Origin of the sequence: Motiliproteus sp. SC1-56, assembly GCF_017309075.1 — a bacterium.
Taxonomy (GTDB): Bacteria; Pseudomonadota; Gammaproteobacteria; order Pseudomonadales; family Balneatricaceae; genus Motiliproteus.
On record NZ_JAEMGS010000004.1, the window covers coordinates 162,016 to 183,391 of the forward strand.

34 protein-coding genes are annotated in these 21,376 nt (G+C 59.3%); 31 read left to right on the top strand and 3 right to left on the bottom strand.

Annotated elements, in window-relative coordinates:
- Positions 1–26: 26 nt before the first annotated feature.
- The 28 genes from rpsJ (at position 27) to rplQ (ending at position 13,775) form a co-directional block, all read left to right on the top strand.
- Entirely contained in the window at positions 27–338 is a 312-nt protein-coding gene (gene rpsJ / locus JGZ97_RS05800; RefSeq protein WP_207061666.1) for a 30S ribosomal protein S10, read from the top strand.
- A gap of 105 nt (positions 339–443) precedes the next feature.
- A complete protein-coding gene (gene rplC / locus JGZ97_RS05805; RefSeq protein WP_207061667.1) occupies positions 444–1,082 on the top strand; it encodes a 50S ribosomal protein L3 in 639 nt (212 codons plus the stop codon).
- 11 nt (positions 1,083–1,093) lie between these two features.
- A complete protein-coding gene (rplD, locus tag JGZ97_RS05810) occupies positions 1,094–1,699 on the top strand; it encodes a 50S ribosomal protein L4 (protein WP_207061668.1) in 606 nt (201 codons plus the stop codon).
- A complete protein-coding gene (rplW, locus tag JGZ97_RS05815; protein WP_207061669.1) occupies positions 1,696–1,992 on the top strand; it encodes a 50S ribosomal protein L23 in 297 nt (98 codons plus the stop codon). The genes rplD and rplW overlap by 4 nt, the downstream gene beginning before the upstream one ends.
- 5 nt (positions 1,993–1,997) lie before the next feature.
- On the top strand, positions 1,998–2,825 hold the full coding sequence (rplB, locus tag JGZ97_RS05820; RefSeq protein ID WP_207061670.1) for a 50S ribosomal protein L2: 828 nt from the start codon (positions 1,998–2,000) through the stop codon (positions 2,823–2,825).
- 23 nt (positions 2,826–2,848) lie between these two features.
- Positions 2,849–3,124 carry a 30S ribosomal protein S19 gene (gene rpsS / locus JGZ97_RS05825; protein ID WP_114697027.1) on the top strand — a complete coding sequence of 92 codons (276 nt, stop codon included), beginning with the start codon at positions 2,849–2,851 and terminating at the stop codon, positions 3,122–3,124.
- A gap of 14 nt (positions 3,125–3,138) precedes the next feature.
- A complete protein-coding gene (gene rplV / locus JGZ97_RS05830) occupies positions 3,139–3,471 on the top strand; it encodes a 50S ribosomal protein L22 (RefSeq protein ID WP_207061671.1) in 333 nt (110 codons plus the stop codon).
- An 11-nt stretch (positions 3,472–3,482) separates the two neighbouring features.
- Positions 3,483–4,169: a 30S ribosomal protein S3 gene (gene rpsC, locus JGZ97_RS05835; protein ID WP_207061672.1), complete on the top strand. Its 687-nt coding sequence runs from the start codon at positions 3,483–3,485 to the stop codon at positions 4,167–4,169.
- A gap of 11 nt (positions 4,170–4,180) precedes the next feature.
- A complete protein-coding gene (rplP, locus tag JGZ97_RS05840; protein ID WP_207061673.1) occupies positions 4,181–4,594 on the top strand; it encodes a 50S ribosomal protein L16 in 414 nt (137 codons plus the stop codon).
- Positions 4,594–4,785, top strand: coding sequence for a 50S ribosomal protein L29 (gene rpmC, locus JGZ97_RS05845; protein ID WP_207061674.1), 192 nt, complete (start codon positions 4,594–4,596; stop codon positions 4,783–4,785). The genes rplP and rpmC overlap by 1 nt, the downstream gene beginning before the upstream one ends.
- A 2-nt stretch (positions 4,786–4,787) precedes the next feature.
- Positions 4,788–5,048, top strand: a complete 261-nt coding sequence (gene rpsQ / locus JGZ97_RS05850) for a 30S ribosomal protein S17 (protein WP_207061675.1) — start codon at positions 4,788–4,790, stop codon at positions 5,046–5,048.
- A gap of 77 nt (positions 5,049–5,125) precedes the next feature.
- Positions 5,126–5,497 carry a 50S ribosomal protein L14 gene (rplN, locus tag JGZ97_RS05855; protein ID WP_207061676.1) on the top strand — a complete coding sequence of 124 codons (372 nt, stop codon included), beginning with the start codon at positions 5,126–5,128 and terminating at the stop codon, positions 5,495–5,497.
- A gap of 111 nt (positions 5,498–5,608) precedes the next feature.
- Positions 5,609–5,926: a 50S ribosomal protein L24 gene (gene rplX, locus JGZ97_RS05860; protein WP_207061677.1), complete on the top strand. Its 318-nt coding sequence runs from the start codon at positions 5,609–5,611 to the stop codon at positions 5,924–5,926.
- A gap of 14 nt (positions 5,927–5,940) precedes the next feature.
- Positions 5,941–6,480, top strand: a complete 540-nt coding sequence (gene rplE, locus JGZ97_RS05865; RefSeq protein WP_207061678.1) for a 50S ribosomal protein L5 — start codon at positions 5,941–5,943, stop codon at positions 6,478–6,480.
- Positions 6,481–6,492: 12 nt separating this feature from the next.
- A complete protein-coding gene (gene rpsN / locus JGZ97_RS05870) occupies positions 6,493–6,798 on the top strand; it encodes a 30S ribosomal protein S14 (RefSeq protein WP_207061679.1) in 306 nt (101 codons plus the stop codon).
- 49 nt (positions 6,799–6,847) lie between these two features.
- On the top strand, positions 6,848–7,240 hold the full coding sequence (gene rpsH, locus JGZ97_RS05875) for a 30S ribosomal protein S8 (RefSeq protein WP_207061680.1): 393 nt from the start codon (positions 6,848–6,850) through the stop codon (positions 7,238–7,240).
- Between the two features lie 10 nt (positions 7,241–7,250).
- Positions 7,251–7,784: a 50S ribosomal protein L6 gene (gene rplF, locus JGZ97_RS05880; protein ID WP_207061681.1), complete on the top strand. Its 534-nt coding sequence runs from the start codon at positions 7,251–7,253 to the stop codon at positions 7,782–7,784.
- 12 nt (positions 7,785–7,796) lie between these two features.
- Positions 7,797–8,147, top strand: a complete 351-nt coding sequence (gene rplR / locus JGZ97_RS05885) for a 50S ribosomal protein L18 (RefSeq protein WP_207061682.1) — start codon at positions 7,797–7,799, stop codon at positions 8,145–8,147.
- Positions 8,148–8,157: 10 nt separating this feature from the next.
- A complete protein-coding gene (gene rpsE, locus JGZ97_RS05890) occupies positions 8,158–8,658 on the top strand; it encodes a 30S ribosomal protein S5 (protein ID WP_207061683.1) in 501 nt (166 codons plus the stop codon).
- Positions 8,659–8,664: 6 nt separating this feature from the next.
- On the top strand, positions 8,665–8,847 hold the full coding sequence (gene rpmD, locus JGZ97_RS05895) for a 50S ribosomal protein L30 (protein WP_207061684.1): 183 nt from the start codon (positions 8,665–8,667) through the stop codon (positions 8,845–8,847).
- A gap of 14 nt (positions 8,848–8,861) precedes the next feature.
- Positions 8,862–9,296, top strand: coding sequence for a 50S ribosomal protein L15 (gene rplO, locus JGZ97_RS05900; RefSeq protein WP_207061685.1), 435 nt, complete (start codon positions 8,862–8,864; stop codon positions 9,294–9,296).
- Positions 9,297–10,622: a preprotein translocase subunit SecY gene (secY, locus tag JGZ97_RS05905; protein ID WP_207061686.1), complete on the top strand. Its 1,326-nt coding sequence runs from the start codon at positions 9,297–9,299 to the stop codon at positions 10,620–10,622. It abuts the gene before it with no gap.
- Between the two features lie 21 nt (positions 10,623–10,643).
- The gene (rpmJ, locus tag JGZ97_RS05910) at positions 10,644–10,760 is read left to right on the top strand and encodes a 50S ribosomal protein L36 (protein ID WP_207061687.1); all 117 of its coding nucleotides are present in this window, start codon (positions 10,644–10,646) and stop codon (positions 10,758–10,760) included.
- Between the two features lie 142 nt (positions 10,761–10,902).
- Positions 10,903–11,259, top strand: coding sequence for a 30S ribosomal protein S13 (rpsM, locus tag JGZ97_RS05915; protein ID WP_207061688.1), 357 nt, complete (start codon positions 10,903–10,905; stop codon positions 11,257–11,259).
- Positions 11,260–11,278: 19 nt separating this feature from the next.
- Positions 11,279–11,665, top strand: coding sequence for a 30S ribosomal protein S11 (gene rpsK, locus JGZ97_RS05920; protein ID WP_207061689.1), 387 nt, complete (start codon positions 11,279–11,281; stop codon positions 11,663–11,665).
- Between the two features lie 15 nt (positions 11,666–11,680).
- The gene (gene rpsD / locus JGZ97_RS05925) at positions 11,681–12,301 is read left to right on the top strand and encodes a 30S ribosomal protein S4 (protein WP_207061690.1); all 621 of its coding nucleotides are present in this window, start codon (positions 11,681–11,683) and stop codon (positions 12,299–12,301) included.
- A 27-nt stretch (positions 12,302–12,328) separates the two neighbouring features.
- A complete protein-coding gene (gene rpoA / locus JGZ97_RS05930) occupies positions 12,329–13,330 on the top strand; it encodes a DNA-directed RNA polymerase subunit alpha (RefSeq protein WP_207061691.1) in 1,002 nt (333 codons plus the stop codon).
- Between the two features lie 43 nt (positions 13,331–13,373).
- Entirely contained in the window at positions 13,374–13,775 is a 402-nt protein-coding gene (gene rplQ / locus JGZ97_RS05935) for a 50S ribosomal protein L17 (protein ID WP_207061692.1), read from the top strand.
- A 736-nt stretch (positions 13,776–14,511) separates the two neighbouring features.
- On the opposite strand, the gene JGZ97_RS05940 is transcribed toward rplQ, so the two are convergent.
- Both JGZ97_RS05940 and uvrA read right to left on the bottom strand, forming a co-directional pair.
- Positions 14,512–15,267, bottom strand: coding sequence for a Mut7-C RNAse domain-containing protein (locus JGZ97_RS05940; protein ID WP_207061693.1), 756 nt, complete (start codon positions 15,265–15,267; stop codon positions 14,512–14,514).
- A 108-nt stretch (positions 15,268–15,375) separates the two neighbouring features.
- The gene (gene uvrA, locus JGZ97_RS05945) at positions 15,376–18,201 is read right to left on the bottom strand and encodes an excinuclease ABC subunit UvrA (protein WP_207061694.1); all 2,826 of its coding nucleotides are present in this window, start codon (positions 18,199–18,201) and stop codon (positions 15,376–15,378) included.
- A 173-nt stretch (positions 18,202–18,374) separates the two neighbouring features.
- Between uvrA and ssb the strand changes: the two genes are divergently transcribed.
- Together ssb and rfbD are read left to right on the top strand one after the other, a co-directional pair.
- Positions 18,375–18,908: a single-stranded DNA-binding protein gene (gene ssb, locus JGZ97_RS05950; protein ID WP_207061695.1), complete on the top strand. Its 534-nt coding sequence runs from the start codon at positions 18,375–18,377 to the stop codon at positions 18,906–18,908.
- Between the two features lie 11 nt (positions 18,909–18,919).
- On the top strand, positions 18,920–19,804 hold the full coding sequence (gene rfbD / locus JGZ97_RS05955) for a dTDP-4-dehydrorhamnose reductase (RefSeq protein ID WP_207061696.1): 885 nt from the start codon (positions 18,920–18,922) through the stop codon (positions 19,802–19,804).
- A gap of 17 nt (positions 19,805–19,821) precedes the next feature.
- Here the strand turns inward: rfbD and JGZ97_RS05960 are convergent, their stop codons facing one another.
- Entirely contained in the window at positions 19,822–20,202 is a 381-nt protein-coding gene (locus tag JGZ97_RS05960; protein ID WP_207061697.1) for a SirB2 family protein, read from the bottom strand.
- Positions 20,203–20,307: 105 nt separating this feature from the next.
- Here JGZ97_RS05960 and moaA point away from each other — a divergent pair, with 105 nt between their 5' ends.
- Positions 20,308–21,318 carry a GTP 3',8-cyclase MoaA gene (gene moaA / locus JGZ97_RS05965; RefSeq protein WP_207061698.1) on the top strand — a complete coding sequence of 337 codons (1,011 nt, stop codon included), beginning with the start codon at positions 20,308–20,310 and terminating at the stop codon, positions 21,316–21,318.
- Positions 21,319–21,376: the final 58 nt, after the last annotated feature.

The following is a 21,376-nucleotide window of genomic DNA, read 5'->3' on the forward strand; positions in this document are numbered from 1 at the left end:
ATTTCCAATGCGGAGTTGTGATCGAAATGCAAAACCAGAAAATCCGTATTCGATTGAAGGCTTTTGATCATCGCTTGATCGACGCCTCCACTCAGGAGATCGTCGATACTGCCAAGCGTACCGGCGCGCAAGTGCGTGGCCCGATCCCTCTCCCGACTCGCAAGGAGCGCTACACGGTCCTGATCTCTCCTCACGTGAACAAAGATGCACGTGATCAGTACGAGATCCGTACCCACAAGCGCGTACTGGACATTGTCGAGCCGACTGAAAAGACAGTCGACGCGCTGATGAAGCTGGACCTTGCTGCGGGCGTGGATGTTCAAATTAGCCTGGGCTAATCGAATCACAGCGCTTCGGCGCTATACAAAACGTAGAGGAATGCTCTGAAATGGGCAGCCATAGCGGGTGATAGCCCCGTACTCAACTGGCAAGAGGTTTTTAAAATGACTATTGGTTTAGTCGGACGGAAAGCGGGGATGACCCGCGTGTTCACTGAAGACGGTGCGTCCGTGCCAGTCACGGTCATCGAGGTGGAACCGAACCGCGTAACTCAAGTTAAGTCTGCCGAGAAGGATGGCTATGCCGCCGTGCAGGTAACTGTCGGTACGCGCAAGGCCTCCCGCGTCAACAAGCCCCAGGCGGGTCATTTCGCCAAGGCGGGTGTTGAGGCAGGTCGCGGTTTGTGGGAGTTCCGCCTGTCGGGTGACGACGAAGTTCAGGTTGGTGATCAGCTGACGGTCGCAGCTTTCGAAGCTGGCCAGAAGGTTGACGTGACCGGTCAATCCAAAGGCAAGGGCTTCCAGGGCGGTGTTAAGCGCTGGAACTTCAGCATGCAGGATGCCACTCACGGTAACTCCCTGTCTCACCGTGCTCCCGGTTCTATCGGTCAGTGCCAAACCCCCGGTCGTGTCTGGAAAGGCAAGAAGATGGCGGGTCACATGGGGGCTGAGCGCGTAACCGTGCAGACGCTGGAAGTGGTGCGTGTCGATGCCGAGCGTAACCTGCTTCTGATCAAGGGTGCTGTTCCTGGTGCGCCGGGCGGTGATGTGATTGTTAAACCGGCTGTTAAAGCGCGCACCTAAGGGAGATGGCAATGAATTTGAATATTGCAGGCGCTAACGGTTCGGTCGAAGTATCCGAACTCGCCTTTGGTAAAGAGTTTAATGAAGCCCTGGTTCACCAGGTGGTGACCGCCTATCTGGCCGGCGCCCGTCAGGGAACCCGGGCTCAGAAGACCCGCTCCGAAGTGAGCGGTGGTGGTCGCAAGCCCTGGCGTCAAAAGGGTACCGGTCGTGCCCGTGCCGGCACCATCCGTAGCCCCATCTGGCGTACCGGTGGTGTTACTTTCGCCGCCAAGCCCCAGGACCACTCGCAGAAGGTCAACAAGAAGATGTACCGTGCGGCTATCCGCTGCATCTTCTCTGAGCTGGTGCGTCAGGAGCGTCTGGTCGTGGTTGAAGAGCTTTCTCTGGAAGCCCCCAAGACCAAGCTGATGGCTGCCAAGCTCAAAGAGCTGGACCTGAGCAACGTGCTGATGATTGCTGATGAGGTGGATCAGAACCTCTACCTGGCCGCGCGTAACCTGCCGCACGTCGACGTGCGCGACGCTGCCGCCATCGACCCGGTTAGCCTGGTCGGCTTCGAGAAGGTTCTGGTCACTGTGCCCGCGCTGAAGAAGATCGAGGAGATGCTGGGATGAACCAAGAGCGTATCTACAAAGTACTGCTGGGTCCGCACATCTCCGAGAAGGCGACCATCGTAGCCGAAGACGCTTCGCAGGTTGTTTTCCGTGTGGCGCCCGATGCAACCAAGCCTGAAATCAAGAAGGCCGTCGAGCAGCTGTTCGAAGTCAAGGTTGCTAGCGTTCGTGTGCTGAACGCCAAAGGCAAGACCAAGCGCACCATGCGCGGTCTGGGCAAGCGTAAGGATGTTCGCAAGGCTTACGTGCGCCTGGCTGAAGGTCATGACATCGACTTTATCGGTGAGGGCTAACAGAGATGGCAATTGTAAAATGTAAACCGACTTCTGCCGGCCGTCGTCACGTCGTCAAGGTTGTTCACGCCGATCTGCACAAGGGCGCGCCCCATGCAGCCCTGCTGGACAAGAAGTCCAAGAACGGCGGCCGTAACAACAACGGCCGTATCACTACCCGTCACAAGGGCGGTGGTCACAAGCAGCACTACCGGATCATCGACTTCAAACGCAACAAGGACGGCATCCCGGCCGTGGTTGAGCGTCTGGAGTACGACCCCAACCGTTCCGCCAACATCGCGCTGCTCAAGTACGCCGATGGTGAGCGCCGTTACGTTATCGCCGCCAAGAACATGAAGGCGGGTGACCCGGTGATCAACGGTGCTGGTGCGGACATCAAGGCAGGTAACTGCCTGCCGCTGCGCAATATCCCGGTGGGTAGTGTGATCCACTGTGTTGAGCTCAAGCCTGGCAAGGGGGCGCAGATCGCCCGTTCCGCCGGTGCCTCCGTTCAGCTGGTTGCCCGTGAAGGTCGTCACGCCACCCTGCGTCTGCGCTCCGGCGAGATGCGCAAGGTGCTGGTCGACTGTCGCGCCACCCTGGGTGAAGTCAGCAACAGCGAGCACAGCCTGCGCTCACTGGGTAAAGCTGGTGCTTCACGCTGGCGCGGCGTGCGTCCCACCGTTCGCGGTGTGGCCATGAACCCCGTTGATCACCCCCACGGTGGTGGTGAGGGTCGGACCTCCGGTGGTCGTCACCCGGTCTCTCCCTGGGGTATGCCGACCAAGGGTCACAAAACACGTAAGAACAAGCGTACGAACAATCTCATCGTACGTCGTCGTTCTAAGAAATAATCACTGAATTCGAGGAAACGGCTGTGCCACGTTCACTTAAGAAAGGTCCTTTTATAGACCTTCACTTGATGAAGAAGGTTGAGGCTGCCATCGAAAAGGGCGACCGCAAGCCAATCAAGACTTGGTCTCGTCGCTCTACCATCTTCCCGAACTTTGTCGGGTTGACGATTGCAGTCCATAACGGACGCCAACATGTTCCTGTTTTCGTTACCGAAGACATGGTAGGTCACAAGCTGGGTGAGTTTGCTGTCACCCGCACCTACCGCGGACATGCTGCTGATAAGAAAGCTAAGCGATAAGCGAGGATATAAAGATGGAAGTAGCCGCTAAGTTACGGGGCGCCCAACTGTCCGCGCAGAAAGCTCGCTTGGTAGCTGATCAGATCCGCGGAAAGTCTGTTGATGAAGCCCTCAACATTCTGGCTTTCAGCGCCAAGAAAGGCGCTGCAATCATGAAGAAGGTGCTGGAGTCGGCCATCGCCAACGCCGAGCACAATGAAGGTGCTGATGTTGACGAGCTGAAGGTGTCCACTGTATTCGTGGACGAGGGGATGACCATGAAGCGCATCAAACCCCGCGCTAAAGGTCGTGCCGATCGCATCCTGAAGCGCACCTGTCACATCACTGTTAAGGTTGCTGAGAGCTAGGAGACACCAAGATGGGTCAGAAAGTAAATCCAACTGGCATCCGGCTTGGTGTCGTTAAGGACCATACCTCTGTTTGGTATGCAAGCCGCTCTGCCTACGCGAAGAACCTGCTGCAGGATCTCGAGGTGCGTAAGTACCTCGAGGACAAGCTGAAGCAGGCTTCGGTAAGCCGTATTGAAATTGAGCGTCCCGCTCAGAATGCCCGTATCACCATTCACACTGCCCGTCCCGGCATCGTGATTGGTAAGAAGGGTGAAGACGTTGAGAAGCTCCGCAACGCTGTCAGCCAGATGATGGGTGTGCCCGTTCACATCAACATCGAAGAAATTCGCAAGCCTGAACTGGACGCCAAGCTGGTTGCCCAGGGTGTTGCGAGCCAGCTGGAGCGTCGCGTTATGTTCCGTCGTGCCATGAAGCGCGCGGTACAGAACGCCATGCGTCTGGGTGCCAAGGGCATCAAGGTGCAGGTCGGTGGTCGTCTCGGCGGTGCGGAAATCGCCCGTTCCGAGTGGTACCGCGAAGGCCGCGTACCTCTGCACACTCTGCGTGCCGATATCGATTACGGCACTTATGAAGCTCAGACCACTTACGGCATCATCGGTGTCAAGGTCTGGATCTTCAAGGGTGAGATCCTGGGCGGTATTGAGCAGGTTCGTGCTCAGAAGAAAGCCGCTGCCACCAAGAAAGGTTCTAAGTAGAGGGTACGTCAATGCTGCAACCTAAGCGTCTGAAATACCGCAAGATGATGAAAGGCCGTAACCGCGGCCTGGCTCAGCGCGGTAGCAAAGTAAGCTTTGGCGAATTCGGACTCAAAGCCACCGGTCGTGGCCGCATCACTGCGCGCCAGATCGAGGCGGCGCGTCGGACCATGACCCGTCACATCAAGCGTGGCGGCAAGATCTGGATTCGCATTTTCCCCGACAAGCCCATCACCACCAAGCCCCTGGAAGTGCGTCAGGGTAAAGGTAAGGGTAACGTCGAATACTGGGTAGCCCAGATTCAGCCCGGTAAGGTGCTGTTTGAAATGGAGGGTGTGTCTGAGCAGCTGGCTACCGAGGCGTTTGCACTCGCGGCTGCCAAGCTGCCCGTGGCGACAACTTTTGTTAAGCGGACGGTGATGTAATGAACACAGTTGAATTACGTGAAAAGTCCGCAGATGAGCTTAATCAAGAGCTGCTGAACCTGCTCAAGGAACAGTTCAATCTGCGGATGCAGAAAAGCTCTGGTCAGCTGGCGCAGACCCACCTGTTGGGTAAGGTGCGTCGTGACATTGCTCGCGTCAAAACAGTGCTGAACGAGAAGGCAGGTAACTAAGCATGGCAGAGACTAAAATCCGCACTGCAACCGGCCGCGTTGTCAGTGACAAGATGGATAAGACCATCACAGTGCTGGTTGAGCGCAAGGAAAAGCACCCGATTTACGGGAAGTATGTCAAGCGCTCTACCAAGCTTCACGCTCACGACGAGAAGAACGAATGCGGTATGGGTGACCTGGTGACCATTCAGGAAACCCGTCCCTATTCCAAGTCGAAGTCCTGGGCCTTGGTAAAGATTGAAGAACGCGCTGCAAAGGTGTAAGATATTGCGCCTTTGCTCCTAGAGCCGGATTTGCCCCGGAAGGGGCTGATCCGAGCTACGAGTGATGGAGTAAGACCATGATTCAAACAGAATCGATGCTTGATGTTGCTGATAACAGCGGCGCTAAGCGCGTTCAGTGCATTAAGGTACTGGGCGGCTCGCACCGTCGTTACGCTCGCATCGGGGATATCATCAAGGTTACCGTTAAGGAAGCAATTCCCCGCGGTAAGGTGAAAAAAGGCCAGGTGTTGAAGGCGGTAGTGGTTCGCACCCGTAAGGGCGTTCGTCGCGCTGACGGTTCCGTGATTCGCTTTGATACCAACTCTGCTGTGCTGTTGGGTGATACCAACGAGCAGCCGATCGGTACCCGTATTTTTGGCCCGGTAACGCGTGAGCTTCGCTCTGAGAAGTTCATGAAAATCATTTCCCTGGCGCCTGAAGTGCTGTAAAGACGCGAACTCCGAGTAGTTTGTGTCCATGTAAAACGCTGAGACCCGACTCCGTCGGGGCCTCGGCGTTTTGAGCATGAGAGGGTAGTAGGAAAGATAGGTAAAACAGCAATGCGCAAAATTAGACGCGATGATGAAGTCATCGTTATTGCCGGTAAGGACAAGGGCAAGCGCGGTAAAATTCTCAAGGTGCTTGAGAATGACCGTTTTGTTGTCTCCGGCATCAACATGGTGAAAAAGCACACCAAGCCCAACCCGATGGCTGGCAAGCCTGGCGGTATCGTTGAGAAGGAAGCCCCGATTGCGGCTTCTAACGTTGCGATCTTCAATGCGGCCACCGGTAAAGGTGATCGTGTTGGCTTCAAGATCTTGGAAGACGGTACCAAGGTTCGTATTTTCAAATCCAACGGCGAAGTCGTCGGCGGCTAAGGGGGACTGGTACCATGTCAAGATTGAAAGCGCTTTACAAAGACAAAGTCGCCCCTCAGCTCAAAGAAGAACTGAACCTGGCGAATGTCATGGAAATCCCCCGCATCACCAAGATCACCCTGAACATGGGTGTCGGTGAGGGCATCGGGGACAAGAAAATGATCGAAAACGCCGTAGCCGATATGGAAGCCATCGCCGGTCAAAAGGCGGTCGTGACCAAGGCCCGCAAGTCCGTTGCCGGCTTCAAGGTCCGTGAAGGTTGGCCGATCGGCTGCAAGGTCACCCTGCGGGGCGAGCGTATGTGGGAATTCTTCGACCGTCTGGTCGATATCGCCATTCCCCGTATTCGTGACTTCCGGGGTCTGAATTCCAAGTCGTTTGACGGTCGTGGCAACTACAGCATGGGCGTTAAAGAGCAGATTATCTTCCCCGAGATCGACTACGACAAAGTCGACAAGCTGCGCGGTATGGATATCACCATTACCACCACTGCGCGTACTAACGAGGAAGGTCGTGCTCTGATGACCGCTCTGGGTTTCCCCTTCAAAAAGTAAAGGTGGGTTGCTATGGCTAAGGAATCAATGAAAGCGCGCGAAGCAAAGCGTGCCCGTACTGTGGCTAAGTACGCCGAAAAGCGTGCTCAGCTGAAGGCTATCATCGGTAATGTCAACGCCTCCGAAGAGGAGCGTTGGGACGCCCAGGTGGCGCTGCAGAAGCTGCCTCGTGATGCTAGCCCCGTTCGTCAGCAGCGTCGCTGCCAGATCACTGGTCGCCCCCACGCTGTCTACCGCAAGTTCGGCCTGTCCCGGACCCAGCTGCGTGAAGCCGCCATGCGCGGTGATGTACCCGGCCTTAAGAAAGCTAGTTGGTAAGCGGCGGCCTCTCTGGCCGCACAGCTGCACAATAGTGAGGACTCATTAAATGAGCATGCAAGACACTCTTGCGGATATGTTTACGCGTATCCGTAATGGTCACATGGCTGAGAAGCAGTCTGTGTCCATGCCTTCCTCCACGCAGAAGGTGGCAGTCGCCAAGGTTCTGCAGGAAGAGGGTTACATCGCCGGTTACAACGTGGAGGGTGACGTCAAAGCCACTCTGACCGTTGAGCTGAAGTACTACGAAGGCAAGCCTGTTATCGAGAAGATCCAGCGTGTTAGCCGTCCCGGACTGCGTATCTACAAGTCCAAGGACGAGCTGCCCACCGTTTCTGGCGGTCTCGGCGTGGCCATCGTTTCCACCTCTAAAGGCGTCATGACCGACCGGGCAGCCCGCGCTGCCGGTATCGGCGGTGAAGTCATCTGCACCGTTTTCTAAGGAGGCTGGGATGTCACGTATTGCAAAAGCACCCGTCACCCTTCCTTCCGGTGTGGAAGCGAAGCTCGACGGACAGACTCTGAACGTTAAAGGTGGCAAGGGCGCTCTCGAGCTGGCCGTTCACCAGGACGTTGAAGTGAAGAACGAAGAGGGTGCGCTCAAGTTCGCTCCCCGTAACGGCTCCAAGCAGGCTGTTGCGCTGGCAGGTACCATGCGTGCTCTGGCCAACAACATGGTCAAGGGCGTCAGCGAAGGCTTCGAGCGTAAGCTTGAGCTGATCGGTGTAGGTTACCGTGCCGCCGTTAAGGGCCAGGTGCTGAACCTGACCCTGGGCTTCTCTCACCCCATCGACTATCAGCTGCCCGAAGGGGTCTCTGCCGAGATGGCCGGTCAGACCGGTATCATCCTCAAGGGTGCCGACAAGCAGAAGCTGGGTCAGGCCGCCGCAGAGATTCGCGCCTTCCGTCCGCCCGAGCCTTACAAGGGCAAGGGTGTTCGTTATGCCGACGAATATGTGCGTCGTAAAGAAGCTAAGAAGAAATAGTAGGGCAGGATTATGAGCGTAAAGAAAGATTCTCGTCTGCGTCGTGCCCGTCGCTCCCGCATGCAGATGCGTGAGCTGGGTGCTACACGCCTGTGCGTTCATCGCACACCCCGTCACATCTACGCGCAGGTCATCTCCGGCGACGGCGACAAGGTGCTGGTCAGCGCCTCTACCGTCGAGAAGGATCTGCGTGCAGGCGCTACCAGCAACGTTGATGCAGCCACCAAGGTGGGTCAGCTGATTGCAGAGCGCGCCAAGGGTGCAGGCATCACCAAGGTTGCTTTCGACCGTTCCGGGTTCAAATACCACGGACGCGTCAAGGCGTTGGCAGAAGCGGCGCGTGAAGGCGGCCTGGAATTCTAAGGGTTAGGTTATGGCAAATCACGAACAGAAAGATGGCGATCTGCAGGAAAAGCTGGTTCAGGTAAACCGCGTCGCCAAAGTAGTGAAGGGTGGCCGTATCTTCGGTTTCACCGCCCTGACCGTGGTCGGCGATGGCAACGGTAAGGTCGGCTTCGGCCGCGGTAAGGCGCGTGAAGTGCCGGTCGCGATCCAGAAGGCGATGGAGCAGGCGCGTCGCAACATGATCAAGGTCGACCTCAACGGTCACACCATTCAGTATCCGATCAAGGCGCGTCACGGCGGCTCCAAGGTCTACATGCAGCCTGCCTCCGAGGGTACCGGTGTTATCGCCGGCGGCGCCATGCGTGCGGTCCTGGAAATGGCCGGCGTTCACAACGTACTGGCCAAGTGCTACGGCTCCACCAACCCGGTGAACGTAGTTCGCGCGACCATCAATGGTCTCAAGGCTATGTCCGCGCCGGAAGACATTGCCGCCAAGCGTGGCAAATCCGTTGAAGAGATTCTGGGGTAATCTGCGATGGCTAAGACAATGAAAGTGACTCAGACTCGTAGCTCCATCGGCACCCTGCCCAAGCACAAGCTGTGCCTGAAGGGCCTGGGTCTGCGCCGCATCGGGCATACAGTCGAAGTTGAGGATACCCCTTCGGTTCGCGGCCTGGTTAACAAGGTTAACTACATGGTTCGCGTCGAAGGCGAATAACGGAGAAAGACATCATGCGTCTGAATACTCTGAGCCCGGGTGCCGGCTCCAAGAAGGCCCCTAAGCGGGTCGGTCGTGGTATCGGTAGCGGCCTGGGCAAGACCGGCGGTCGCGGTCACAAGGGTCTGAAGTCCCGCTCCGGCGGTACCGTCAAGCCCGGTTTCGAAGGCGGTCAAATGCCTTTGCAGCGCCGTCTGCCGAAATTCGGCTTTACCTCCCGTCAAGCTGCCTACCGCGCCGAGATTCGTCTCAACGAACTGGCCAAGGTAGAGGCTGACGTGATTGATCTGGCGGCTCTCGAGCAGGCCGATATCATCAGCCGTGACATCAAGGAAGCCAAGGTGATCCTGTCCGGTGAAATCTCCAAGCCCGTTACCGTTAAGGGCTTGAAGGTCACCAAGGGCGCCAAGGCGGCTATCGAAGCGGCAGGCGGAAAAGTCGAGGACTAAATGGCTAAGCAAGGAACTATTCCAACCGGGGTTCAAAGTGGACTGGGCGAGCTCAAGTCGCGCCTACTCTTTGTTTTTCTGGCGATAGTGGTTTATCGAATCGGGGCCCACATTCCGGTGCCCGGAATCAACCCCGATCGCCTTGCTGCCATGTTCGAACAAAACCAGGGCACCATCCTGAGCCTGTTTAACATGTTCTCGGGTGGCGCTCTGGAGCGCATGTCGATCCTGGCCCTGGGCATCATGCCCTACATCAGTGCCTCGATCATCATGCAACTGCTGACGGTTGTCAGCCCGCATCTGGAACAGCTCAAGAAAGAGGGTGAAGCCGGACGACGGAAGATTAGCCAATACACCCGCTACGGTACGGTCATCCTGGCCACCGTGCAGTCTTTAGGTATGGCGGTCGGTCTCGCAGGGCAGGGTGTCGCCTTTAGCGCAGACCTAAGCTTCTATTTCGTCGCTGTCGTTACCCTGGTTTCCGGGGCTGTGTTCCTGATGTGGCTCGGTGAGCAGATCACCGAGCGGGGAATCGGAAACGGTATCTCACTGCTGATCTTCGCGGGGATCGTCGCGGGTCTGCCCGGTGCTATCGGTCAGTCCTTCGAGGCTTCCCGCCAGGGCGACCTGAATATTCTGGCGCTGCTCACCATTGCCGTTCTGGCGGTGGCGACGGTTGCCTTCGTGGTGTTCATGGAGCGCGGCCAACGCCGCATCACCATCAACTACGCGAAGCGCCAGCAGGGTCGCAAGGTCTACGCTGCCCAATCCAGTCACCTGCCGCTGAAGGTGAACATGGCCGGGGTTATCCCGCCCATCTTCGCTTCCAGTATCCTGCTGTTCCCGGCCTCCGTGGGCCAGTGGTTCGGCCAGAGTGAAAACATGGGTTGGTTGCAGGATATCGCACTGGCGCTCGGTCCCGGCCAGCCCCTGTATATCCTGCTGTTTGCGGCGGCGGTGATCTTCTTCTGTTACTTCTATACCGCCATCATGTTCAATCCCAAGGACGTGGCGGATAACCTGAAGAAGTCCGGTGCCTTTATCCCCGGTATTCGTCCCGGTGACCAGTCGGCACGCTACATCGATGGAGTGCTGGGTCGTCTGACATTGTTCGGTGCGTTGTATATCACCGGCGTGTCATTGATGCCCCAGTTCCTGGTGGTAGCTTGGAATGTGCCTTTTTACTTCGGTGGAACATCACTGCTGATCGTGGTTGTCGTGGTCATGGATTTCATGGCCCAGGTACAGTCGCATCTGATGTCTCACCAGTACGAGTCACTGATGAAAAAATCCAATCTCAAGGGCGGCGGCGGCCTGGTCCGCTAACCGATCCATTTGGAGTAGATCATGAAAGTACGTGCATCTGTTAAGAAGATCTGCCGTAACTGCAAGATTGTACGTCGCAACGGTTCCGTTCGCGTCATCTGCAAAGCCGAACCTCGCCACAAGCAGCGTCAGGGCTAAGCCCGGTTGCAAGAGTGCGAAAGGCTAGCAAGGGATATGGGTTGATTTATAAACAATCAGCCCGTATAATCCTGCGCCTTTCGCGGAAGGTTAAAGTACCGCGCCATCCTAGAGCGGATGGCCGATAAACGGAGTAAATTGAATGGCCCGTATAGCTGGCGTCAACATCCCAGACAATAAGCATGCGGTAATCTCCCTGACTTACATCTTTGGTATCGGCCGTACCACTGCCGCACAGCTGTGCAGCGCAGTTGGCGTCGAGCCGAGCGTAAAGATCGGAGACCTGTCTGAGGACCAACTGGATAGTCTGCGTACAGAAGTTGCAAAGCTGACTGTAGAAGGCGACCTCCGTCGTGAGGTCAACATGAATATCAAGCGTCTTATGGACCTGGGTTGCTACCGTGGCATTCGCCATCGTCGCAGCCTTCCCCTTCGTGGGCAGCGCACCAAAACCAATGCGCGTACCCGTAAGGGCCCCCGCAAGCCGATCCGTAAGTAAGCGATAGGAATGACCCGACATGGCTAAGCCAACTCGCACACGCAAGAAGATTAAGAAGCAGGTAGTGGATGGGTTCGCCCACGTACACGCCTCTTTTAACAACACCATCGTGACCATCACTGACCGTCAGGGTAATACCCTGAGCTGGGCGACTGCTGGCGGCTCCGGCTTCCGTGGTTCCCGTAAGAGCACCCCCTTTGCTGCCCAGGTGGCCGCAGAGCGCGCGGGTGTTGCAGCTCAGGAATACGGCCTGAAGAACCTCGACGTATTCGTCAAGGGTCCTGGGCCGGGTCGTGAATCCGCCGTTCGTGCACTGAACAACGCCGGTTTCAAGATCACCAACATTACCGACGTGACGCCCATCCCGCATAACGGATGTCGTCCCCCCAAGAAGCGTCGCGTTTAATCAGGAGACGGTATAATGGCTCGTTACATTGGACCTAAATGTAAACTGTCTCGCCGCGAAGGAACCGACCTGTTCCTGAAGAGCGGTGTCCGCGCGCTGGATTCCAAGTGCAAGGCAGAGACTCCCCCCGGCGTACACGGTGCGCGCCGCAGCCGCCTGTCCGACTACGGTCTGCAGCTGCGTGAGAAGCAGAAAGTACGCCGCACCTACGGCGTTCTGGAGCGTCAGTTCCGCAGCTACTACAAGGAAGCCGCCCGTCTGAAAGGCGCTACCGGTGAAGTCCTGCTGCAGCTGCTGGAAGGACGTCTGGATAACGTTGTATACCGCATGGGCTTCGGCTCGACTCGTGCGGAAGCCCGTCAGATCGTATCTCACAAAGCGATTCTGGTGAATGGCAAGACGGTCAACATTCCCTCATACCAGGTACAGGCCGGAGACGTCGTCTCCGTGCGTGAGAAGGCCAAGAACCAGCTGCGCATCAAGAGCGCCCTGGAACTGGCTGCTCAGCGTGCCCCGGTAGAGTGGGTCGAAGTCGACAGCAGCAAGATGGAAGGTACCTTCAAGGCTAAGCCTGAGCGTGCCGAGCTGTCCGCTGAGATCAACGAACACCTGATCGTCGAGCTTTACTCCAAGTAAGACCCAATTGCTAGGTGGATAGATAGAATGCAGGCTTCAGTAAACGAATTTCTTAGCCCCAGCCGTATTGACGTCGAAGAGATCAGCGCTACCCGCGCCAAGGTTTCTTTGGAGCCGCTTGAGCGCGGCTTCGGTCATACCCTGGGCAACGCGCTGCGACGGATTCTTCTGTCGTCTATGCCCGGCAGCGCGATCTCCGAAGTGGAGATCGACGGTGTGCAGCACGAGTACAGCTCAATCGAGGGTGTACAGGAGGATGTCATCGAGATCCTGCTGAACCTCAAGGGTGTGGCCGTTTCCCTGCACAGTGGCGACGAAGCGCTCCTGACCCTGAGCAAGAAAGGTCCCGGTGTCGTTACCGCCGGTGACATTCAGCTCACTCAGGACGTGGAACTGATCAATCCTGATCATGTGATCGCTCACCTGAGCGATAACGCCGAGCTGAGCATGCAGCTGAAAGTCACCCGTGGCCGCGGTTACGTACCCGCCGACACCCGTGACAGCGGTGAAGAAGAGACTCGTCCCATCGGTCGCCTGCTGCTTGACGCAACCTACAGCCCGGTTCGTCGGGTTTCCTACGTGGTCGAGAGCGCGCGTGTAGAGCAGCGCACCGACCTTGACAAGCTGGTGATCGATCTTGAGACCACCGGCGCCATCGATCCCGAAGAGGCGATTCGTCGCTCCGCTACCATCCTGCAGCAGCAGCTGGTGGCCTTCGTGGACCTCGAGAGTGCGGAAACCGCTACCGAGTCCCAGCCCGAGCCGGAGATTGATCCGATCCTGCTGCGCCCGGTAGACGACCTGGAACTGACTGTTCGCTCCGCGAACTGTCTCAAGGCTGAGAACCTGTACTACATCGGTGACCTGATCCAGCGCACCGAAGTGGAACTGCTCAAGACCCCCAACCTGGGTAAGAAGTCCCTGACCGAAATCAAGGACGTTCTGGCCTCCAAGGGGCTCTCTCTCGGCATGCGTCTGGAAAACTGGCCGCCTGCAAGCCTGAAGAACGACGACAAGGTCGCTTCCTAAGCGACCTTGAACGACAAACGTTTAGTTTTGTAAGGAATTAAACATGCGCCATCGTAAGAGTGGTCGTCACCTGAATCGCACAAGCTCCCATCGCCAGGCGATGTTCAAGAACATGGCTGTGTCCCTGTTCGAGCACGAGCTGATCAAGACGACCCTGCCCAAAGCTAAAGAGCTGCGCCGCGTCGCCGAGCCGCTGATTACACTGGCTAAGGAAGACTCCGTAGCAAATCGCCGTCTGGCGTTCTCCCGCACTCGCAGCAAGTCTGCAGTCGGCAAACTGTTCAACGAGCTGGGACCGCGCTACGCGAACCGTCCCGGTGGTTACGTGCGTATTCTCAAGTGCGGCTTCCGCGCTGGTGACAATGCGCCCATGGCCTACGTTGAGCTGGTTGACCGTCCTGCCGTTGAGGCAGGCGAGGATGTGGCTGAGTCCGCTGAAGACTAAAGCCCGCGGTAGCTAGACCTTGAAAAGCCCGGCCAAGCGCCGGGCTTTTTTGTGGCTGGTGCCAAGGGCGCTGGCAGCTGGCGGCGCAAAGCAGTCCTTTTGGGGTTGTTTTGGTGGGCCGATGGTTTGGGTGTTTCAGATTGCTTGTTGAAAGGGGACGATGATTATTTGTTGCGCCCACCCGGGCGTCTTCATTTCTTTGCCGCGCGGCAAAGAAACAGAAGCAAAGAAACCGCGCCCCAATCAACCGCCCTGCGGGTACGCGCCTGCGGCGCTATGAAAGCCAAACGGAGGCGACCATACGCGCCATCCTTGGCGGGGATGGCCGGATCGTCATCCTTGACGATCCCCTTCGGGCCATTTTCAGTCTGGCTTTCATCGATTGATAGGGGACCCTGGGGGGCTTTCCGAAGCGACGATGCTCGCCTACAGGCCTCATGTTGCCGGTCAGTCAGCGCTGCCGTTGCCTCAGGCAACTCCCTGGTTCCCTTTCGTAATCGTTCAAAGTCAGCATGATTAGGCCCAAGCTGACTTTGAGAGCGCCAAAGGCGCGTACCCAAAGGGCGATTGCGCAAGGGTCGCCTGGGATCGCCAAGGGGATGGCGAAACATTCCCTTGGTCCGCCCGGCCGGGGCGGAATAAAACTTCGCCTACACGCCGAAAATGAGCCTAAAAAAAAGAACCGCAAACGTTAGCTTTTCGCCGAATACCGACCGTAGAAACGGGCCGGCCTATTTCACTTTTCGATGTGCCTCAGCTTCCCCATCAGCCCGGCATAGTGCGCCCCCCGCCAATACACCTGGCGACAGTCGTCGCAACGATAGAAGGTGTCGTAGCTGCGCCGAGTCCCCGGCGGTAGCTCCTTCTCCACGTCAGCCCTGTTCACTTTGGCCACTAAACCGTTGCAGTTGATGCAGCGGCTTAGCGGCCGGTACTGGCCGCCCAGTCCAAGGGCGTCGGCCACCTCGCCGACCTGATCCGTTGGATCGGTATGGCGGACGAAATAGCCCCAAGACACCCGGGCCTGCTTGAGGATGCCCAGGTCCCGAGTGAGAATGATGCGGCCCTGGGCCAGGGCCAGGTCGATGATGACGGGGTCATCCAAGTCGTTGCTCCAGAAGCAGTCAAAACCGAGCAGTCGCAGTTCCCGGCAGAGCTTGCCGAGGTGGACGTCGAGGATAAAACGGCGCGGCGAGGGCAGGGGCGTGTCCCAGCGGTCGGCCTGATCCGGCAATAGATGCTGGAGGCGGGGGTAAACGCTGATCCGTTCGCCCCCGTGCAGTCGAAAGGTCGGCGGGCGGGGGTGGCTATCCACAAGAACCAGGGACACCTCGGGGTGAGGCACCCCCTGGGCCTGGATGCTGTCCCGCAGTCCGACGGGGCCGCCGAAACGGTAGGGCGCGGGCCCTTGGCGGCGCTGACCGGGCAGGAAATCATTGAGGGCCCCGTAAAAACGGAACCGGGCCTCGCGCGGGGGGCGTTCGTGGTTCACGGACAAGGTCCTTCAGGGCTGCTCTACTGAGCTTAGACCCTTGCCATTAGATCCTTGCCCTTATACCCGAAGGCGCCTTCGTCCCCCGCTGGGCCGTGCGCTTGCCGCTTAGCGCTCGAGAAGCGGCTTGAGAAAGCGCCCGGTGTGGGAATGCTCCAGCGCGGCCACCTGTTCCGGGGTCCCGGTGGCGATAATCCGGCCGCCGTTGACCCCGCCTTCAGGGCCGAGATCCACCAGCCAGTCGGCGGTCTTGATCACGTCCAGGTTGTGCTCGATCACCACCACCGTGTTGCCGTGGTCCCGAAGCCGGTGCAGCACGTTAAGCAGCTGCTGAATGTCGTAGAAGTGCAGCCCGGTGGTGGGCTCGTCGAGTATGTAGAGGGTTTTTCCGGTATCCCGTTTCGAAAGCTCCTTGGCCAGCTTGACCCGCTGCGCTTCGCCGCCGGAGAGGGTGGTGGCGGCCTGGCCCAGGTGGATGTAGGAGAGTCCCACGTCGATTAGGGTCTGCAGCCGGCGGGCCAGCATCGGCACCGGGTCGAAGAATTCGCGGGCCTCCTCCACGGTCATCTCCAGCACCTCGTGGATGCTCTTGCCCTTGTATTTCACCTCCAGGGTCTCGCGGTTGTAGCGCTTGCCCTTGCAGACGTCGCAGGCGACGTAGATGTCCGGCAGAAAGTGCATCTCCACCTTGATCACCCCGTCACCCTGGCAGGCTTCGCAACGCCCGCCCTTGACGTTGAAGCTGAAACGGCCGGGCTTGTAACCCCGGGAGCGGGCTTCCTGGGTGGTGGCGAAGAGCTCGCGGATGGGGGTGAAGATGCCGGTGTAGGTGGCGGGGTTGGAGCGCGGCGTGCGGCCGATGGGGCTCTGGTCGATGTCCACCACCTTGTCCAGCTGGTCTAACCCGTCGAGCTTGGCGTGAGGCGCCGCTTCCAGGGTGGTGGCCTTGTTCAGGGCCGTGGCCGCCAGGGGATAGAGGGTCTGGTTGATCAGAGTCGATTTTCCGGAGCCCGAGACGCCGGTGATGCAGGTCATGAGCCCGATCGGGACTGCAAGGTCCACCTGTTGCAGGTTGTTGCCGCTGGCGCCTTCCAGTCGCAGCCAGCGATCCTCGGTGTTGGGGGTGCGGGCCGGCGGCACCGGGATCTCCTTGACGCCGCTCAGGTACTGGCCGGTGAGCGAGGCCGGGTTGTCCATCACCTCCCGGGGCGTGCCCTGGGCGATCACTTCACCGCCGTGGACGCCGGCCCCGGGGCCGATGTCGATCACGTGGTCGGCCAGGCGGATGGCGTCCTCATCGTGCTCCACCACCAGCACGGTGTTGCCCAGGTCGCGCAGGTGGGTGAGGGTGGCCAGCAGGCGTTCGTTGTCCCGTTGGTGGAGGCCAATGGAGGGCTCGTCGAGGATGTACATCACTCCGACCAGGCCTGCGCCGATCTGGCTGGCGAGGCGGATACGCTGGGCCTCGCCGCCGGAGAGGCTGTCAGCATTGCGGTCCAGGGTCAGGTAATCCAGCCCCACGTTCTCCAGGAACTGAAGCCGGGCGCGGATCTCCTTGAGGATCTTCTCCGCGATTTCGCCCTGCTTGCCCCTCAGGTGCAGTCGGCCGAAGTACTCCACGCTCTGGCCCACCGGCATGGCGGTGATGTCGGCGATGTTCTTCTCGTCGACAAACACGTGGCAGGCCTCACGGCGCAGCCGCGTGCCATGGCACGAGGGGCAGGTCTGCTGGGTCTGGTACTTGGCCAGCTCCTCGCGGACCATGGCGGACTCGGTATCGCGGTAGCGGCGCTGCATGTTGGGGATCACGCCTTCGAAAGGGTGCGCCTTGGTGGCGATCTCGCCGCGGTCGCTCAAATACTGGAACTGGATCCGGTCGCGGCCGCTGCCGTAGAGGACCGCCTGGCGTTGCTTGTCGGTGAGGCTGTCAAAGGGTTGGTCGGTGCGAAAGCCGTAGTGCTCGCCGACGGCGTTGAGCAGTTGGTAGTAGTAGACGTTGCGCCGGTCCCAGCCGCGAATCGCCCCTTCGGCCAGGGTCAGCTTCGGATTGCTGATCACCTTGGCGGGGTCGAAAAACAGCTTGGCGCCCAGGCCGTCGCAGCCGGCGCAGGCCCCGTGGGGGTTGTTGAAGGAGAACAAACGCGGCTCCAGCTCCTGGATGCTGTGACCGCACTGGGGACAGGCGAAGCGGGCGGAGAAGATCATCTCTTCGCCGTCGTCGTCCATGTAGCTCAGCTTGGCCAGACCGTCGGTGAGCTCGATACAGGTCTCCAGGGATTCGGCGAGGCGGGTCTGGATGCCGTCACGGACCTTGAAGCGGTCGACCACCACCTCGATCTGGTGTTTTTTCTTCTTATCCAGCTCGGGGGGATCGTCCAGGTCGCAGACAATGCCGTTGATGCGCGCCCTTACGAAGCCCTGGGCCTTGAGGTTGCTGAGCAGGTGCAGGTGCTCCCCCTTGCGTCCCTGCACTACCGGGGCGAGCAGCATCACCTTGCTGCCCTCTTCCAGCGCCAGGACCTGGTCCACCATCTGGCTGATGGTCTGGGCCTTGAGCGGCAGGTCGTGGTCGGGGCAGCGGGGCTCGCCGGCGCGGGCAAACAACAGCCGCAGGTAGTCGTAGATTTCGGTGATGGTGCCGACCGTGGAGCGGGGGTTGTGGGAGGTGGATTTCTGTTCGATGGAGATGGCCGGGGAGAGCCCTTCGATGTGGTCCACGTCGGGTTTTTCCATCATCGACAGAAACTGGCGGGCGTAGGTTGAGAGCGACTCGACGTAGCGGCGCTGTCCTTCGGCGTAGAGGGTGTCAAAAGCCAGCGAGGATTTGCCGGAGCCCGACAACCCGGTAATCACAATCAGCTTGTCCCGGGGAATGTCCAGATCAATGTTCTTCAGATTGTGGGTGCGGGCACCTCGAACGCTAATGGTTTCCATCTCTACCTCGATCAAACGGCGAACGGGCCATTATATCGGCTGCGCTTCAACATTGCTTGGCGGGCGACTCGGAATGGCAGGGGAATATGTTATTCTAGAGCGCTATTCCGGCGCCGCGCGGGGAACCCCTGGGGCGTCGACCGGCCATTTTTCGACAAGGGTAGACAGCAACCATGGCACGTGGTGTAAACAAAGTAATTCTGATCGGCAACCTGGGGCAGGACCCCGAGGTGCGTTACATGCCCAACGGCAACGCCGTTACCAATATCACCGTGGCGACCAGTGACAGCTGGAAAGACCGTGAAACCGGTCAGCCCCAGGAGCGCACCGAGTGGCACCGCGTGGTCTTCTTTGGCAAGCTGGCCGAGATCGCCGGGCAGTACCTGAAAAAGGGCTCCAAGGTCTACGTCGAAGGTTCACTGCGCACCCGCAAGTGGCAGGGCCAGGACGGGCAGGACCGCTATACCACGGAGATCGTCTGCGACATCAACGGCCAGATGCAGATGCTCGACAGCCGTGGCGGCGAAGGCGGTGGTGGTTATCAGCCCCGCAACCAGGGTTACGCGCCGCAGCAGCCCCAGCAGCCGCAAGCGCCCCAGCAGCAGGGGTATCCCCAGCAGGCGCCCCAACAGCCTCAGCAGGCCCCTCAGCAGCCGCAGCAAGCCGCCGGTGGCTTTGACGACTTCGACGACGATATCCCCTTCTGAGGGGGAACCCATTGTTCGAGTTACCCAAGTTGCTCGTTACCGGCGCCCAGGGGCAACTGGGTTACGAGCTGGTGGCCTATGCCCAGGAGCACGGCTTCGACGTCACGGCCTTCCCCCGGGAAAGCCTGGATATCTGTGACCGTGACGCCGTGGCCCGGGCGCTGGACCACTACCAGCCGGAATTTATCGTCAATGCCGCCGCCGTTATCCCCTTGCAGGAGGGCGATGATCCGGGCCTGAGGGTCAACGACTACGGTGTTGAAGGGTTGGCGATGGCCTGTGCCGAGCGCGGTATTGCCCTAGTCCACCTCTCCTGCGCCGAGGTGTTTGACGGTCTTAAAGAGGGCGCCTATCGCGAGGATGATGCCGTCTCGCCCTTGAGCGCCTATGCGCGCAGCAAGTGCCGGGGAGAGGCCGCGGTGCGCGAGCTGCTCGATCGCCATATTATCCTGCGCACCGGCTGGCTGTTCAGCGCCCGTGGCCAGAGTTTCGTGCGACGCCTGGTGGAGCAGGGGCGGGAAAACCGGCAGGTTCAGGTGTCTGACGGCTTGGTGGGCTGCCCCACCTCTGCCGCCGATCTCGGGCGCGTGGTGGTGGCGATGATCAAGCAGCTGCACGTGGGTGCCGACGCCTGGGGTACCTACCACTATGTCGCCAGCGACTGCACCAGCTGGTTCGGCTTCGCCGAAGCTATCGTGGCGGCGGCGCGCCAGTATGAAGATCTCAAGCTCGACGCCCTGGTGCCCGTGCCACAGGAGCAGATGGACCGCCGCCTGCGGCCGGCCCGAAGCGTGCTCCACTGCGAACGTATTCTCAACACCTTCGGGGTGCACCAGCGTCCCTGGCGCTCGGGCCTGACCCAGATTCTTCGAACGCTGTACAGCCTGACGGACTAGGCCACGGCCCGGCGGGTTCAGACTTGCCAGGGCCAGGGGTGGTGGGTGCGGGCTACCCAGAGGATGTAGCCCAGCGTCAGCAGCGCGCATACCAGCCAGGCCTGGCGACGTGGTTTGGTCTTGCCCCGGCGCAGGGCCAGGGTACCGAAGCCGATATAAAAGAGCAGCGCCACCACCTTGGCCGTCAGCCAGCCCTGGCTGAACGGGTATTGCTGGATGATCAGCGCCAGGCTGATGGCGCTGGCCAGGAGTGCGCTGTCGATGAGCTGGGGCAGGATTCGGACCCAGCGTTGCGCCAGCAGAGACGAGTCCAGTAGCATCCAGACAGCGCGCATAATAAAGAAACAGACGCTGAGGGTGACGGCGGTGACGTGCAGGTGCTTGACCAGCAGATACATCGGGGCTTGTTCCTTGTGCCTGGGGATGAAATACTTTAGCGAAGGGGTCGGTTATGGTCCAGCCGGCCCGTATTATTCTAGACCGGCGGGCCAAGGAGACACACGATGGTGACGACGAAGGAACCGGCTCGCGAGTTGGTTGATCGTTTTGGTCGGCGCGTCGACTACGTCCGTATTTCGGTGACTGACCGCTGCGACTTCCGCTGTGTCTACTGCATGAGCGAGCGGATGACCTTCCTGCCCCGCGAAGCGGTGTTGAGCCTTGAGGAGATCGAGCTGGTGGCCCGGGCATTCGTCAACCTGGGTGTGCGCAAGATCCGTCTCACCGGGGGCGAACCGCTGGTCCGTCGTGGCATTGAAACCCTGCTGCCGAAACTGGGCGCCCTGCAAGGGCTGGAGGAGCTGGTGATGACCACCAACGGCTCCCAGCTGCGACGCCTGGCGCCGCAGATACGGGCGGCGGGAGTCAAACGGCTCAATATCAGCCTGGATTCGCTGCGTCCGGATCGCTTCCGTCACATCACCCGCACCGGCAGGCTGGAGCAGGTGTTGGACGGCATCGAGGCCGCCCGGGAGGCGGGCTTTGAGCGGATCAAGCTCAACAGCGTGGTGCTCAAGGGGCGTAACGCCGACGAGGTACTCGATCTGGTCGATTTCGCCCGTGAGCGGGCCCTGGATATCAGCTTTATCGAGGAGATGCCCCTGGGGCAGATCCGCGAGCACGACCGCCACGAAACCTACTGCTCCAGCGACGAGGTGCGGGCGCTGATCGAGGCGCGCTACCCCCTGACCCCCATGACCCAGCGCACCGCCGGGCCGTCCCGTTACTTCAGCATGGCCGACAGCCGCAGTCGGATCGGCTTTATCTCTCCCCACAGTCACAACTTCTGCCACGAGTGCAACCGGGTCCGGGTCACCGTCGAAGGGCGCCTGCTCCTGTGTCTCGGTAACGAGCACTCGATGGATCTGCGTGCTCTTTTGCGCGCGTACCCGGGGGATATTGAACGCCTCGAGCGGGCATTGGTGGAGGCCATGGACCTCAAGCCTGAACGCCACCATTTTGACCTCGAGGCCGAGCCCCAGATCCTGCGTTTCATGAACATGACCGGCGGTTGATCGGCCACTGCCTTTTTTTCCGTAAGCAGGTAGAATACCCGCTTTTGCGGGGCCGACG

Coding starts and splice junctions, on each gene's coding strand:
- rpsJ (WP_207061666.1), top strand. CDS start 27: ATGCAAAACCAGAAAATCCGTATTCGATTGAAGGCTTTTGATCATCGC.
- rplC (WP_207061667.1), top strand. CDS start 444: ATGACTATTGGTTTAGTCGGACGGAAAGCGGGGATGACCCGCGTGTTC.
- rplD (WP_207061668.1), top strand. CDS start 1,094: ATGAATTTGAATATTGCAGGCGCTAACGGTTCGGTCGAAGTATCCGAA.
- rplW (WP_207061669.1), top strand. CDS start 1,696: ATGAACCAAGAGCGTATCTACAAAGTACTGCTGGGTCCGCACATCTCC.
- rplB (WP_207061670.1), top strand. CDS start 1,998: ATGGCAATTGTAAAATGTAAACCGACTTCTGCCGGCCGTCGTCACGTC.
- rplV (WP_207061671.1), top strand. CDS start 3,139: ATGGAAGTAGCCGCTAAGTTACGGGGCGCCCAACTGTCCGCGCAGAAA.
- rpsC (WP_207061672.1), top strand. CDS start 3,483: ATGGGTCAGAAAGTAAATCCAACTGGCATCCGGCTTGGTGTCGTTAAG.
- rplP (WP_207061673.1), top strand. CDS start 4,181: ATGCTGCAACCTAAGCGTCTGAAATACCGCAAGATGATGAAAGGCCGT.
- rpmC (WP_207061674.1), top strand. CDS start 4,594: ATGAACACAGTTGAATTACGTGAAAAGTCCGCAGATGAGCTTAATCAA.
- rpsQ (WP_207061675.1), top strand. CDS start 4,788: ATGGCAGAGACTAAAATCCGCACTGCAACCGGCCGCGTTGTCAGTGAC.
- rplN (WP_207061676.1), top strand. CDS start 5,126: ATGATTCAAACAGAATCGATGCTTGATGTTGCTGATAACAGCGGCGCT.
- rplX (WP_207061677.1), top strand. CDS start 5,609: ATGCGCAAAATTAGACGCGATGATGAAGTCATCGTTATTGCCGGTAAG.
- rplE (WP_207061678.1), top strand. CDS start 5,941: ATGTCAAGATTGAAAGCGCTTTACAAAGACAAAGTCGCCCCTCAGCTC.
- rpsN (WP_207061679.1), top strand. CDS start 6,493: ATGGCTAAGGAATCAATGAAAGCGCGCGAAGCAAAGCGTGCCCGTACT.
- rpsH (WP_207061680.1), top strand. CDS start 6,848: ATGAGCATGCAAGACACTCTTGCGGATATGTTTACGCGTATCCGTAAT.
- rplF (WP_207061681.1), top strand. CDS start 7,251: ATGTCACGTATTGCAAAAGCACCCGTCACCCTTCCTTCCGGTGTGGAA.
- rplR (WP_207061682.1), top strand. CDS start 7,797: ATGAGCGTAAAGAAAGATTCTCGTCTGCGTCGTGCCCGTCGCTCCCGC.
- rpsE (WP_207061683.1), top strand. CDS start 8,158: ATGGCAAATCACGAACAGAAAGATGGCGATCTGCAGGAAAAGCTGGTT.
- rpmD (WP_207061684.1), top strand. CDS start 8,665: ATGGCTAAGACAATGAAAGTGACTCAGACTCGTAGCTCCATCGGCACC.
- rplO (WP_207061685.1), top strand. CDS start 8,862: ATGCGTCTGAATACTCTGAGCCCGGGTGCCGGCTCCAAGAAGGCCCCT.
- secY (WP_207061686.1), top strand. CDS start 9,297: ATGGCTAAGCAAGGAACTATTCCAACCGGGGTTCAAAGTGGACTGGGC.
- rpmJ (WP_207061687.1), top strand. CDS start 10,644: ATGAAAGTACGTGCATCTGTTAAGAAGATCTGCCGTAACTGCAAGATT.
- rpsM (WP_207061688.1), top strand. CDS start 10,903: ATGGCCCGTATAGCTGGCGTCAACATCCCAGACAATAAGCATGCGGTA.
- rpsK (WP_207061689.1), top strand. CDS start 11,279: ATGGCTAAGCCAACTCGCACACGCAAGAAGATTAAGAAGCAGGTAGTG.
- rpsD (WP_207061690.1), top strand. CDS start 11,681: ATGGCTCGTTACATTGGACCTAAATGTAAACTGTCTCGCCGCGAAGGA.
- rpoA (WP_207061691.1), top strand. CDS start 12,329: ATGCAGGCTTCAGTAAACGAATTTCTTAGCCCCAGCCGTATTGACGTC.
- rplQ (WP_207061692.1), top strand. CDS start 13,374: ATGCGCCATCGTAAGAGTGGTCGTCACCTGAATCGCACAAGCTCCCAT.
- uvrA (WP_207061694.1), bottom strand. CDS start 18,201: ATGGAAACCATTAGCGTTCGAGGTGCCCGCACCCACAATCTGAAGAAC.
- ssb (WP_207061695.1), top strand. CDS start 18,375: ATGGCACGTGGTGTAAACAAAGTAATTCTGATCGGCAACCTGGGGCAG.
- JGZ97_RS05960 (WP_207061697.1), bottom strand. CDS start 20,202: ATGTATCTGCTGGTCAAGCACCTGCACGTCACCGCCGTCACCCTCAGC.
- moaA (WP_207061698.1), top strand. CDS start 20,308: ATGGTGACGACGAAGGAACCGGCTCGCGAGTTGGTTGATCGTTTTGGT.